The sequence below is a fragment of the Trichothermofontia sp. genome (assembly GCF_053493415.1).
The window spans coordinates 1-12,582 of record NZ_JBRCAD010000050.1 but is presented as its reverse complement, the minus strand read 5'-3'; the positions used below and the strand labels follow the sequence as shown (position 1 = coordinate 12,582).

Annotated in this window: 9 protein-coding genes; 4 read left to right on the top strand and 5 right to left on the bottom strand. The window is 54.9% G+C overall.

Going from position 1 to position 12,582, the window contains the following annotated elements:
• On the top strand, positions 1-1,567 hold a 1,567-nt coding region (locus tag ACWIUF_RS04490; RefSeq protein WP_448571045.1), incomplete at its 5' end, for an LCP family protein.
• A 333-nt stretch (positions 1,568-1,900) separates the two neighbouring features.
• Here ACWIUF_RS04490 and accB read toward each other — a convergent pair.
• Positions 1,901-2,428, bottom strand: a complete 528-nt coding sequence (accB, locus tag ACWIUF_RS04485; protein ID WP_448571044.1) for an acetyl-CoA carboxylase biotin carboxyl carrier protein — start codon at positions 2,426-2,428, stop codon at positions 1,901-1,903.
• A 3-nt stretch (positions 2,429-2,431) separates the two neighbouring features.
• Positions 2,432-2,989, bottom strand: coding sequence for an elongation factor P (efp, locus tag ACWIUF_RS04480; protein WP_448571042.1), 558 nt, complete (start codon positions 2,987-2,989; stop codon positions 2,432-2,434).
• 275 nt (positions 2,990-3,264) lie between these two features.
• Here efp and ACWIUF_RS04475 point away from each other — a divergent pair, with 275 nt between their 5' ends.
• Positions 3,265-4,362, top strand: a complete 1,098-nt coding sequence (locus ACWIUF_RS04475; RefSeq protein ID WP_448571041.1) for a peptidylprolyl isomerase — start codon at positions 3,265-3,267, stop codon at positions 4,360-4,362.
• An 83-nt stretch (positions 4,363-4,445) separates the two neighbouring features.
• On the opposite strand, the gene kaiC is transcribed toward ACWIUF_RS04475, so the two are convergent.
• From kaiC to ACWIUF_RS04460, 3 genes are all read right to left on the bottom strand, one after another.
• Complete coding sequence (gene kaiC / locus ACWIUF_RS04470) at positions 4,446-6,035, bottom strand: circadian clock protein KaiC (protein WP_448571039.1); 1,590 nt, start codon at positions 6,033-6,035, stop codon at positions 4,446-4,448.
• Positions 6,036-6,637: 602 nt separating this feature from the next.
• Positions 6,638-6,952, bottom strand: a complete 315-nt coding sequence (kaiB, locus tag ACWIUF_RS04465; protein ID WP_448571037.1) for a circadian clock protein KaiB — start codon at positions 6,950-6,952, stop codon at positions 6,638-6,640.
• A gap of 41 nt (positions 6,953-6,993) precedes the next feature.
• The gene (locus ACWIUF_RS04460; RefSeq protein WP_448571035.1) at positions 6,994-7,887 is read right to left on the bottom strand and encodes a circadian clock protein KaiA; all 894 of its coding nucleotides are present in this window, start codon (positions 7,885-7,887) and stop codon (positions 6,994-6,996) included.
• Positions 7,888-8,363: 476 nt separating this feature from the next.
• Between ACWIUF_RS04460 and ACWIUF_RS04455 the strand changes: the two genes are divergently transcribed.
• Together ACWIUF_RS04455 and ACWIUF_RS04450 are read left to right on the top strand one after the other, a co-directional pair.
• A complete protein-coding gene (locus ACWIUF_RS04455) occupies positions 8,364-11,045 on the top strand; it encodes an ATP-binding protein (RefSeq protein WP_448571034.1) in 2,682 nt (893 codons plus the stop codon).
• A 240-nt stretch (positions 11,046-11,285) separates the two neighbouring features.
• A partial coding sequence (locus tag ACWIUF_RS04450) for a DNA polymerase III subunit gamma/tau (RefSeq protein WP_448571033.1) occupies positions 11,286-12,582 on the top strand: 1,297 nt, incomplete at its 3' end.

The following is a 12,582-nucleotide window of genomic DNA, read 5'->3' as shown; positions in this document are numbered from 1 at the left end:
GGTTGCGCCTGTTGGCAAGCGGAAGGTCGCGAAAAAGCGGCGGTTGGGCTGCCTGTGGTTGATGCTCAGCCTGCTAGGGGCGGCGACCCTGTCGGCAACGGCGGGTGCGTTGGTCGCGCTTTCCTTAAATAGTACGCCTCTGATGCAGCGACAACTCAGTGCTGAGGAAGCGGCGGTGTTTGCCGGAGACGATCGCATTGCCTCCTCCCGAAATTTGCGTCTGCCCGAACTCACCCGCCCCGTGAATATTTTGGTGTTGGGGGTGAAGGTGCTGAGTTCGGATCTGGATGAGCCGCCTCCAGAAACCAAGAATTTGGGTTACCACGCCCTCGTGAATTCCTTTGAGGGCCTGTCGGACACGATGTTGCTGCTGCGCTTCGATCCGGCCAATAACCGCCTGAGTGTGCTGTCGATTCCCCGTGACACGCGCACGAATGTTGAAGGCCACGGCGTGACCAAGATTAACGCGGCGAATGCCTTTGGCGGGCCTGCCCTGAGTGCCAAGGCCATTAGTGAACTCCTGGGTGGGGTGGGCATCGATCGCTACGTGCGGATTAACGTCCAGGGGGTGGGCAAGCTAGTCGAAGCCCTGGGGGGGGTGACAGTGAACGTGCCCAAGGATATGCGCTATCAGGATGATAGCCAGCGCCTCTATATCAACCTGAAGGCGGGTAAGCAACACCTGGATGGCGATACGGCCCTGCAATTCCTCCGTTTCCGCTATGACGAGTATGGCGACATTGGCCGGGTCCAGCGGCAACAGTTGCTCATGCGTGCCCTGGTGGAGCAAACCCTCACCCCCATGACCATTACCCGCCTGCCGAAAATCCTGTCGGTGATCCAGTCCCATATCGACACCAACCTGAGCGTGGAAGAACTGCTCGCGTTGGTGGGCTTTGCCAGTGAGGTCGATCGTGCCCAAGTCCAAATGCTCATGTTGCCAGGAGACTTTAGCGGCCCCAATGATTTTGGCGATAATTTGAGTTACTGGATACCCAGCTACCAACGCATTGATGAACTCGTTGCCACCTATTTTGATCATGGCTACGATTCCCTGCCGCCCCCCACCCCCGCCATGCTGCGCGTGGCCCTGCGAGACGATACGGGAGAATCGGACACCACCCTGCACTTCCTCGCGGAAGCCCTCCGGCAGGCGGGCTATAGCAACGTCTACACGGCGGATAAGGTTACTATGCGCCAGGAGCCAGCCGCCGTGACTCGCATTGTGGCCCAACGGGGTGACTTCCAAAGTGCAACAGCCCTGCAACAGGTTTTGGGGTTTGGCGAGGTGCGGGTGGAAAGTACGGGCGATCTCGGTTCCGATATCACGATCCAACTGGGCCAGGATTGGTTTGAACAACAAGAGCGGGTAGCCGATCGCGTGCAGGCGAATGGCTTCCAGCCCCAAGACTCGGCGGACCCGATCGCCGATCCCTACTCTACCTGGGATAACCAGGGAGCCACGCGCCCTGAGTGGGAATCTGCACCAGAATCAGGACCCTACACCCCATCCGATAACTATTCCCGCACACCGACCCACTCCTTGCCCGATCCGCAGGTTTACTAACGGGTTCACTAGCCGCATCCAGCATTACCCCGTTCGTCGCTCGTAGTAACGACTTTAGTCGTTTTTAGCCGTTGCAGGCTAAAGCCCGCACTCCAAACCCGGCTCGTAGTAACGACTTTAGTCGTTTTTAGCTGTTGCAGACTAAAGCCCGCACTCCAAACCCGGCAGAATTTACTTTTCGGGCTATGAGGGGTCTGTCGTCCCTGCAATGGGGGCGTGTGTCGGTGTGGTGTCGAGTTTACAAGACCCAACCCGTTCACGTGCTTTCTTGGGTCGCCCTGCGTTTGACCCCAACCTACCCAATTAAGCTTGACAGACGACGCGTTCGCTGAATCAATCGGGCTTGACCCGCATCAGGACTTGGCCAAACTCCACTGGGTCCGCATTTTCGATCAAAATCTCCACGATCGTGCCGCTGACTTCTGATTCCAACTCATTCATCAGCTTCATCGCTTCTAAAATACAGACGGTTTGGCCCACCCGAACGCGATCGCCGACTTCGACATAGGGCGGCTCATCGGGGGCAGGCGCTCGATAGAAAGTCCCCACCATCGGTGAGGTAATTTCTAGCAAACGGCTACTGGCACTAGATGGCGGTGGCACCGACTCACGGGTGGTATCCTGGGGCGACGCAACAGGGGCTGCTGGGGACGTGGGGGCAGCAGCCGAAGGGATCGCGACCTCTGGCGGTGGCAGGGGGGCTGGGGTGACAGCCAAGGCAGGGGACACTTCCTGGGTGACGAGGGCCGATCGCCGCCGAATCGTGAGTTCAAAGTCCGTTGCCTTTAACGTCAACTCCTCAATCTCGGTTTGATCGAGGGTGGTTAAGAGATCCCGCAGTTCACTAAATTCTAGTTGCACGGCTTATTCTCGACCCAGGTAGGAATCTGTACGTGTATCAATGCGAATCCGTTCGCCCACGGAAATGAACAGGGGAACCATGACCTGTGCCCCAGTTTCAACGATCGCGGGCTTGGTCCCCCCCGTGGCTGTGTCACCCTTGACACCCGGATCGGTTTCCGTCACTTCTAGGGTCACCGAGTTGGGCAGTTCCACTTCAATCACCTGATGTCCCCAGAAGATGACATTGACTTCCATGCCTTCCTTGATGTACTTGACGCGATCGCCAATCTGGTCAGCCCGTAAATGACCTTCCTCATAGGTATTCATATCCATAAAGACGAAATCTTCGCCGTCCTTATAGGTATGTTGCATCGTCCGTTTTTCCAGGGTTGCCTGGGGGACCATTTCCCCCGCCCGGAAGGTACGCTCGACGACGTTACCACTTTGAACATTTTTCAACTTGGTGCGGACAAACGCCGAACCTTTACCAGGTTTAACGTGCAGAAACTCTTGCACCCGCCAAACCGAACCATCCAGTTCGATCGTGGTGCCCGTGCGAAAGTCGTTGCTGGAGATCATGAATCCGCCACTCGGAGAGAACAATCGGCATTTTATTCTACCCCTCTGTCGCGGCTTCTCCAAGTTTTCTGGTTTCTTATCCCAGTTTCTAACCCGAATTGCAATGGGAGAACAGCCCTATGGCAAGATAGGAAGCAGCCCCAACGTGCTAGCGTTTCAACGGTTCCATGTGCCAGGGTTCTCGCCTTTGCGTCCCATGCGTTAGCGGCTACCAAAAGACGATATCAATTCACCTCATTATGTTGCATTTGCTTTACAAGCTATCATCCTGGTCCGTGGTTATCTCTCGTTGCCTGAAGGGGGGAGCGATCGCGGTGGCCTTGTGCCTATGTCTGGGGTTGGCCGCGACACCTGCCCAGGTAATGGTGCTGGCGGCGCTGCCTGCGGGGAATCCGATTACCGATGGTAAAGCCCTCCTGCGCTATGCCCTGCCCATTGATAATCCGCCCGTGCGGGAGTTGCAATCCAGTCTGGAAGATATCAACACCCAGTTACGGGCCAATCGACGGTGGCCAGCGGTGGCGCGGGATGTGCAACAAGCCCGTCGGGTTCTCGATCGCCAACGGGAAGATCTTCTCGCCAGTGTAACCCCAGAGCATCAAGCTAGAGCAGCCGAAATCCTGACGACCCTTGAGACGACCCTCGATCGCCTGCAAGCCAGCACGGAAGCCAAGGATAAGGAGGCCGTGTGGACCGATCGTGCCCAAGCCCTCGATCTGGTGGGTGAACTGGAGGAATACATGGTGCAAGCCTTCCCCTTCCCGGTTCCTGATGCCTATCAGACCCTCCCCCAACTCAAGGGACGGGCGACGATCGCTATGAAAACCGAACGCGGTGATTTGACCATCGTGGTTGATGGCTACAATGCCCCGGTTACAGCGGGCAACTTTGTGGATTTGGTCCAACGGGGTTTCTACGATGGGTTGGAATTTACCCGCGCTGAGGATGGTTATGTGCTGCAAGCTGGTGACCCCCCCGGTGAGGCCACGGGCTTTATCGATCCCAAGACCAAAGCCTATCGGGCTATCCCATTGGAAATCCGCGTGCAGGACGATCCCCTACCCATCTATGGCGTGACCCTGGAAACCGCTGGTCGTTACCTTGAATATCCGGTGCTGCCCTTCTCCGCCTATGGCACCCTGGCAATGGCCCGTCCCGGCGATGACCCCAATGGCGGTTCGTCACAATTCTTCTTCCTGCTCTTTCAACCAGAACTGACCCCCGCCGGGTCAAACCTGCTGGATGGTCGCTACTCGGTTTTCGGCTATGTGACCGAGGGCAAGGAAGTGCTGGGTAAGCTCAAGCAGGGGGACAAGATTATCTCAGCTAAGGTGATCAGCGGGGCTGAGAATTTAGAACCAGCTAAGGGCTAAGCCTGACGGGGGGAGATAACCACCGCTGGCATCTCCCCCGATCGCCGCGATCGGCCAGATTCAAGCGATCGTTTTGAGATACCCTACAGATCTTCGAGCAACTCCTCATCGGGGGCTTTTCCCTGGACCCCCTTAACAATCCGGGACAACTCACTCTTCTCATCAATGGCCACTCGTGTGGGCACACCACTGATAATTCGCTCGTAGTTGCGGAAGGAATCCTGAATTTCCGGTCCTTGTTCGCTGATGATGTATTCGCGGATGCCCTTATCGTGCCAAGATCCCCGCATTTTGAAGACATTGATCGCCCGTGCCATCTCGCCGCGAATTTCCACATACTGCAACATCAGGATCGTGTCGGTAATCGTGGAAATGTGGGAATCGGTAATCGAGTGGGACCCCATGAATTGGTCGGTCGTGTTGGTGAAAAAGCCGGTGATTTCCTCCTGCTTGGCATAGCCCGTCACCCCAATGATGAATTGCCGGAAGGCGTTGTTGCTGACGCCACGGGCTAGGGCTGAGAGGGAGTCGATCGCGATACAGGCGGGCTTAAATTCGGAAATATAGGACCGGATAATTTGCAAATGATCTTCCAGCCCCGCCGATTCTGGATAGGCACAGAGGATTTTCAGCAAGCCCTTGTGCTCCATCTCCTCAAAATCGGTACCCCAGGAGTAGGCATTGCGCATGAGTTGAGCGCGGGATTCCTCGTAGGCAAATAGGATCGCCCGTTCTCCATTCATGCAGGCATTTTGCAGAAACTTGCTGACCAGTAGCGTTTTGCCCGTCCCGGTTGCGCCTGTGACCAGGATGATCGAATCCTTGAAGAAACCGCCGCCGCACATTTCGTCCAGGGTTTTGACCCCAGAGGAAATCCGCACGTTGGACGATCGCTGGGTGAGACGCATGGCCCCCAGTGGGAAAATGTTAATCCCTTCATTGGTAATCGTGAACGGATATTCCCCCTTCATGTGGGTGGTACCCCGTAGTTTCAGGATCTCGATCGTGCGCCGCCGCCGTTCCCCGTCCAGGACATTGCGCACAATCGCCACGTTGTCCGAGACAAATTCCTCCACCCCGAACCGCGCCACGGGACCATATTCCTCCTCCCGCTCCGTGGTCATGATCGTGGTGACCCCCACCTGCTTCAGACGGGCCACCAGCCGGAAAATTTCCCGCCGGACGACGGAGGCGGCATCATACTGTTGAAAGACGGCGGTGATGGAGTCGATCGAAACCCGTTTAGCCTTGTACTTGTTAATCGCGTAATTAATTCGCTCAATCAGGGCCGATAGATCAAAGCCCCCCACCACATCCTGCCCTTCTGGGTCCGGTGAAGCATCCAGAATAAATAACTTTCCCTGCTCAATCAGTTCATCCAGTTTCCAACCAAAGCTTTGGGCATTCTTGACAATATCCGTGGGCGACTCCTCGAAGGTGACAAATACCCCCGGCTCATCAAAATGGGCAATCCCATTACGCAGGAATTGAGCCGCTAGCAACGTTTTTCCGGTCCCAGACGTGCCACTGACCAGGGTTGTGCGACCAATGGGAAGACCCCCGTGGGTAATGTCATCAAACCCTTCAATCATCGTGCGGATTTTCTGGATCGCCCGTACATTGGAGCCTGCCTCAGCCGCAGGTTGGGAACCAAGTTGTTCAAACTGACTCATACGCCTGTATACCTAGATACCAAATTCGATTGCCGACAGCGCTCTCTCATTACAGGGGTCCTTCACATTTATTTAGAGTTGCGCCTGCGGATAAACCCATTCATCCCAGTAAACACGGTGTTTTTGAAAACTGTCCTGTAGCATAATAAACGCTTTTATTAGCTTTGATCATTGAAGTTGGCTCAATATAAGTGAGTGATTTTTCTTTAGATGGGCCACAATGGTGTCTAAACGAGCTATACCCGCTATTCCCAACCCAACTCCTTGATCAAGCGTACAACCTAACTTGCCCAACGGCACTGGGATTAATCTGGAATGGGGGGAGTTCAACTGCCCCAACTGACGGAATAACGTGGCTTGGAGGCGCAGGATGGGTATTCTCCGAGGTACCCCCAAATGGCTTGTTGTTGGCAATTGACAGTGGGGACTGATTCTCCGCAGACTCCACGGAGGTCCCGGATGGCTTGAGGTAAGTAGTTTGCTCCTGCCCCCTGGTCCCAGGACATAGGTATAAAGCTAGCAACTTTGCCCCTAGAGAGAGTGATCGCTGGCCATCTGCCGATGGCAACCGCTTACTGAACTTGAAGAGCATGACTCATCAGCTAAAAGTCTAATTCATCTTCCCGTAACTCATCGTAGAGAAGATCAAGGCCAATCAATACTCGCTCGCGATCGGAGAGATCGCCGATAATCTTACGCACGGGTGGGGGTAAAATTTTGGACAGGGTTGGGGTCGCTAAAATCTTATCTTCCTCAGCTAGCTGTGGATTTTGTAGGACATCAATGACCTTAAGCGCATAGATGCCCTGAAACTCTTCTTCCAGAATATTTTTAAGCATCTTTAATGCCCGCACTGAATTGGGCGTATTACCAGCCACGTAAAGCTTAAGAATGTAGGTCTTCTTTAAAGGATTCATAGAACCATCGCAACCAGAAAATACAAGTCAAGGTCGTCAGTTTAGGATTCTCGTGGAATCGATCGTCGATACATCTCGCACAGATGAGACAGCACATCAATCAAGGTTAAACGATAGTCTAGGAGAATATCTTCATTTCTACCTTCTAGCTTGAGTTGTTTGGATAGCTGATCCATCAATTCCATGTGTAGTTCGACGATTTGGGTAACAGGAATATCGGAAAAAAATGCATCGTTGACGAATTCGTCAATCTGTTTATTGAGAGTCTCTTCATCAGAAAAGTATAAGATAACAATGTTACGATAATTTGCCTTTAGCTTTTCCATGAAGGCATGACGATCCGCTAGTGACAAATTCCGCAAAAAGTTTTTGGGGTCTCGCTTGTAATACACACCAAGATATCCCAGCCGTTCCTTTAGTTTCTCGGCAAGTCGCCGTTGCTGTATTTGCAATTCCACTGGCGGATCTGACAGATTGACTATCAGAGCATCCTCCGCGTCTGTACCAAGATTTGTGGGCGACAAACGTAGAAATTCCCGGATAGCATGATCAATTTCAGTACCGACTTGATTGAGGGCATTCAGCGAAATCTTGACTTCAGCTGCATGGTAAAAGGGTTTATGGGGATTCAGCGGTTCAGCACCAGGGTGCTCATCCGCACCTACAGTAGCCGGCAAATCCTCGTTACAGACAATCAGAGTAGGTAACATTACTGAGCTTTGGTGAAGACTCTCTGCAACTTTGGCGAGGACCGGACTCTCTTGCAAAATTAAACAATCAATATTGCGCTCTTCCTGGCACACAAACTCGAGGAACTCCTGGGCGTGGTGGAACTGCGAGAGATGATAGCGCCCTCGCCCAAGCGCGTGGGATAATGCTTTGGCTAGGGCATCAGAATTGAGCAAAGAGCAAATTGCTAAGCTGGAACGTACCACACTGATAACCGGGCAAAGGGTAATGTTTTGTTAGCCTGCAACTCCCCGTGTCAGTGCTGAGGTCACGAGCTTCTTCCCAGTACCTGCCACTGCCGCAATTAGTTACAGATGTTTACAACTTTACTAATTGTAACTGTAAAGCCGCAAAAGTCTTCATTCCCAGCCTGAAAACTTAGGGAAAAGTCACACAGGGTTTACCTTCTACCACATAGCCCCCCGACTGTCCCTGACAACCTCCGGCCAGGGATATTATGATCCCTATAGGGTTGATCTCTATATAAAGGTTGTTCTGATAGCCCTGTCGTACATAGCCCGTCTGCCAATTGGGCCAAATGCTTTGGACAAGATGGCTTTGCCGTCGATCGGTGCTTCGGCGACGGCAAAGCTTGGAGTGTACGTTTAAGCTGATGCCTAGTTGGCTCTCAATGGCTGCTGGTCTTTAATGCCCCTTGCCGCTTGCTCGTTACCGGAATCTCATGCCCTCTTTGCCGATCGCCCGCATCACCCACCCTGTTGCCATCTGCTCAGCAGATACGGAGCTGACTGACCTGGTTACCCGGTTACTCCAGGCAGATTCTAGTATTGGCGTGATGCTGGATACTCAGCAACATCCCATCGGGGTTGTCCGTTTACACCGTCTTTTGGCCTACCAACCGCTGGCCTCATCCTTGTTGACGACGGGGGCAGTGACTACTACTGATCTACCCCCTGTGAGCCTTGCAGCTACCCCTTGCGTTGAACCGATTGGCTTGCTACCGGTTTCCCTCTCCTTACCTGAGCTGTGTGCACACCTGGCTCGTCAAGAAGGGGGGCACTGGGCGATCGTGACTGAGCAAGGCCAATTCCTGGGATTACTCAACGGTGCGCTTGCCCTATCCTGGCTGGCTAGTCAATGGGACCGCCAGTCGTCCGCCCCTTGGGGCCAGCCGCTGGGGCCAGTCGTTACATCCTCACATTCGCCTAAACTGACAGCGTCGCGGCGACAATCGCGCCCCCAGATTGGGGAGATGACAGTCACTGAACCTGGGGGAGGCGCTAGATCGCCACGGGGAAAATTGCTCTTGTCCTGGGGAACGAGGACTTTGGCACCACCAACCCTGACGCCCCTATCCACCCTACCCTTGGGATGGCAGTGGCTAGATAGTTTGCCATTCCCCCTTCAGTTGCAAACCGATACGGGCATGATATGGGGGCAGAATCAGGCTTGGTCTCAGACCTTTGGCGATCGTCCCCCGGATGTTCCCACTGCGCCCCCGACGGGGATAGATACTACCCCCACCCCCCTGCGTCATGCCTATGCCTACCTGTGTACCCTGGATACTGGGGAAGAGCAGGTGTGGCAGTTCTTGTCCTTGCCCCTACCCATCCAGGGGGGGGACCGGGGCCAGGTCTGGGAAGCGGATCAGTACTTAGGGGGTAACCCCGCCCCAGCGGATGCTGGCCCAATGCGGCTGTTAGCTGCGATCGAAGTGACGCCACTCTATACCCAGAATCAGAGCTTGATGGCGGAGAATGGGGAGCTTTGGCTGCAAGCACAGGCTAAAGATGAATTTTTACTGTCCCTCAGCCATGATATTAAAACGCCGCTCTCAGCTATCCTAGGCTTGGCAAGCTTGGTGCAAACGGCGGCAGTAGGCCCCCTGAATCCTCGCCAACAGCAGTATCTCCAGCTTATTCACCACAATGCCCGCTTATTGACGACCCTTGCCAACCAAAGTTTTGAACTGGCGTGTCTGGATTTGGGGCAACTGAAACTCAGTTGGAAACCCGTTGATCTGGTGGCGGTGTGTGAACGGGCGATCGCCCAATCCCTTCAAGGGGATCTCCCTGCCGTGGCGTCCAGTTCCCTGACAACGGCCTCGCCTGCCCCGGTGTCGTGTCGTGTGATTCAGCAAGATTGGGAGATCGATGGTCGGGCCGAATATTTAGTTGCAGATGAACTGCGGCTGTGTCAAATGCTGACCCATTTATTGAGGAATGCGCTTCAGTTCTCGACTGCAACGGATCAGGTTGGGTTGCGGGTGAGTCGCTGGCACCCGCATTGGCTGGCTTTGACCGTTTGGGATACGGGTATGGGCATCCCTGAGGCGGAACAGTCCCGAATTTTCCAGAAGTTGCAGCAATTACAGTTTGCCCACAGTCCCTATCCAGGGGGCGTGGGGTTGGGGCTGGCGTTGACCTACCGGCTGGTTCGGTTACATGGGGGAGTCATCAGTTTTCTCTCGCAGCCAGGGGTTGGGAGTGAGTTTACCCTGCTCCTACCGTCGTCGAAGCCGCATGGGCCACTAACCCAGTTCCCCCGGTCTGATGCTGAGGGGAGCGGGGAGAGGTTGTCCGCGAGCACCTCCCGGTCAGCGATCGTGCTTGTTACTGAACCGCCCTCTCATCGGCAAACCTTGATTACACCCTTACAGGCATTGGGATATCGAGTGGTTGTGGCTCGTTTCCCACAGGACCTGCTCGAAAAGGCCAAGTGTTTACAACCCAGCGTCATTTTTCTGGATGAGTCGTGGTTAGCCGATACGGATACGGCGATCCTAACGGTGTTGCAAGCTGATCCAGCGACTGCCCATCTCCCGATTATTGCTACGGTCCCGGACTCCGCACCCACCTCGCTCCTCCAGTCCCAAGTAGATGGAATTTTAACCCTACCGACCCAAATGAGCTTGCTCCAATCTTGGCTGGAGCGTCTCGCGGTTACGCGGGGTGAAGTCAAGGCGAGGGTTCCGTCTACGCAACCCCTCACCCTACTCTCGCTTAGCCAATGGCTACCCGATCCGCCAGTGGTTATGCCATTGGGTAGCTCACTCCCCGAACCAGTGCCGATCGATTTAGCCAGTGTGTTCTACCAATCCCACCACCGCTTACTAGAGGCGGACGATCTGGAGCAGGCGGCCTTACTTGCCACGGTTTGGCAACCCGATCTTCTTTTGGTGCAAGGCGATACCCTGGCTGACCCGATCGCCTATTTAGCCCAAATCTCAACCTATCCGGAATTAGCTCAGCGGATGATCGTGGTGCTTAACTTTAACCCCCCAGTACCCTTCCTCCAGGCGTTAGATCTGCGGGTTTTCCCCTATCAACTTCACTCGACGATGGATCTTTCCCACTTTTTGACCTATTTGCAACAGCTTGTGGCGAGTTCTCCAACCTCCTAGTGTCAATCCCCCAACGCGGACGGGGGAAGCAGGTTAAGATGGTCCCATTGACCTAGTCGTACTGCTGGGATGAGCTATATTCCGGGGAGCGGGCCTATCCAGTCGCTCACCGCGATCGCCATCGTGCGATCGTACATCCGTGGGGCGGATGGGCATCCTTGCTAGATAGCCGTCATGGCTATGGCCCCAGTAATGTGCTTTTGGGTCCTACTGATCCTGGATTCTACTGAATCTTGGGTGATGGATAGTCCTCCCCCGGTGGTGGTTGGTGTATTCTGTCCTGGTTGGGCTGGTGGACTGGTGACTTACGAACCCCTGCATCATAAATATCGTCCCCAGACGTTTGCCGATCTGGTGGGACAAACGGCGATCGCGACGACTCTAGCGAATGCGATCGCCCAGGAGAAAATTGCCCCGGCCTATTTATTTACCGGACCACGGGGGACGGGAAAAACCTCGAGTGCGCGGATTCTGGCAAAGTCATTAAATTGTCTGGCGAGCGAGCGGCCCACGGCGCACCCCTGCGGGCAGTGTGATGCCTGCCAGATGATCACGCGGGGATCAGCGTTGGATGTGACGGAAATCGATGCGGCCAGTAATACAGGGGTGGACAATATCCGTGAACTGATCGAGCGTGCCCAGTTTGCCCCGGTACAGTGTCGCTATAAGGTCTATGTGATCGACGAGTGCCACATGTTGAGCACTGCTGCCTTTAATGCCTTGCTCAAAACCCTGGAGGAACCCCCCGATCGCGTTGTCTTTGTCCTCGCCACTACCGATCCCCAGCGCGTCCTGCCCACAATTATTTCCCGCTGCCAACGCTTCGACTTCCGCCGCATTCCCCTCGATGCGATGGTGGCCCACTTGCAGAAAATTGCCGAGATTGAGACGATCGATATCACCCTGGAAGCCCTGACCCTCGTCGGCCAGATTGCCCAGGGGGGCTTACGGGATGCCGAAAGTTTGCTGGATCAACTCAGTTTGGCGGTGGGGCAAATTAACGCCGATCGCGTGTGGGATCTGGTGGGCGCTGTGCCGGAACGGGATTTGTTGGTGCTATTGCAGGCGATCGCGGCCAATGATCCCACCGCCGTGATTGACTGTACTCGCCAACTGCTGGACCGGGGCCGGGAACCACTGACGGTGTTGCAAAATCTGGCGAGTTTCTACCGGGATTTATTGATTGCGAAAACCGCGCCTGATCGCAGTGATCTGGTTGCCCTCACGGGACCCACCTGGACCCAACTGGTCGATTTTGCGCGATCGTGGGACACCCGTCTGATTCTGCAAGGCCAACAACACCTGCGTAGTGTTGAAGCCCAACTTAAACATTCCACCCAACCCCGCCTCTGGCTTGAAGTGATTCTGGTGGGCCTGCTTCCCACAGCCCTTCTGCCCCCAGTCGCCCAAGGGGGAGCACCGCCTGCTGCCGCCCCGTCCCCATCTGCGGCGATCGCGGGATCGTTCACCGCTCCACCCGCGCCTACCCCAATCTCCCCGCCGCCAGTTACCGCTGCCCCGGTCCCATCTTCAGGAC

Coding starts and splice junctions, on each gene's coding strand:
- efp (WP_448571042.1), bottom strand. CDS start 2,989: ATGATCTCCAGCAACGACTTTCGCACGGGCACCACGATCGAACTGGAT.
- kaiC (WP_448571039.1), bottom strand. CDS start 6,035: ATGAGTCAGTTTGAACAACTTGGTTCCCAACCTGCGGCTGAGGCAGGC.
- kaiB (WP_448571037.1), bottom strand. CDS start 6,952: ATGAATCCTTTAAAGAAGACCTACATTCTTAAGCTTTACGTGGCTGGT.
- ACWIUF_RS04455 (WP_448571034.1), top strand. CDS start 8,364: ATGCCCTCTTTGCCGATCGCCCGCATCACCCACCCTGTTGCCATCTGC.